The organism is Streptomyces malaysiensis subsp. samsunensis (assembly GCF_024519315.1).
GTDB lineage: Bacteria > Actinomycetota > Actinomycetes > Streptomycetales > Streptomycetaceae > Streptomyces > Streptomyces malaysiensis.
In genome coordinates, this window is record NZ_JANIIC010000232.1 from 1 (window position 1) to 879 (window position 879).

The 879-nt window shown below is 65.1% G+C and carries 1 protein-coding gene; it reads left to right on the forward strand.

The features are described from left to right. Nucleotides 1-46 precede the first annotated feature (46 nt). Nucleotides 47-846 (forward strand): IS5 family transposase gene (locus NQU54_RS48650; RefSeq protein ID WP_257636670.1). Its coding sequence is split into 2 segments (ribosomal slippage): nt 47-382 and nt 385-846, totalling 798 coding nucleotides; the frame shifts between segments, so codons are not numbered across the junction. The last annotated feature ends 33 nt before the right edge of the window (nt 847-879 follow it).

Genomic DNA, 879 nt, shown 5'->3' on the forward strand with positions numbered 1-879 from the left:
TAGAGGTCATCTCATTTGGGGGGTTCGATAACCTGCTGCTGTGGGAATCGTTGAGCGGCTGGTGCCGGATGAGCTGTGGGAGCTGTTTCAGCGCGTGGTGCCGGAGGCGCCGGTCCGACCTCAGGGCGGCGGCCGACGTCGGCATGGTGACCGACAAGTGCTGGCTGCGATTGTGTTCGTGGCGACATCAGGCTGCACGTGGCAGCAGTTGCCGTCCGCCTCGTTCGGGCCGTCGGGGGCGACCGCCCACCGGCGCTTCGCCGAGTGGTCAAAGGCCAGAGTGTGGGCGAAGCTCCACCGCCTGGTCCTCGACGAACTCGGCTCCCGCGGTGGACTGGACTGGTCCCGCTGCGCGATCGACTCGGTGAACATGCGGGCCCTGAAAAGGGGGAACTGACAGGTCCGAATCCTGTCGACCGGGGCAAGTACGGTTCGAAGATCCACTTGATCACCGAGCGCACCGGACTGCCCCTCTCTGTCGGGATCTCCGGCGCGAACCTGCACGACAGCCAGGCCCTCGAACCGCTCGTACGCGGCATCCCGCCCATCCGCTCCCGCCGCGGACCTCGCCGACGACGGCCCGCCAAACTCCACGGCGACAAGGGCTACGACTACAACCACCTGCGCCGATGGTTACGCAAGCGTGGCATCCGGCACCGCATCGCCCGCAAAGGCATCGAGTCTTCGCAGCGGCTGGGACGACACCGTTGGACCATCGAACGCAGCATGGCCTGGCTCGCCGGATGCCGCCGACTGCATCGCCGCTATGAACGCAAAGCTCTCCACTTCCTGGCCTTCACCAGCATCGCCTGCACTCTCATCTGCTACCGCAGACTCACCAAATGAGATGTCCTCTTAGTAGGACTCCGTTAGGTCTTC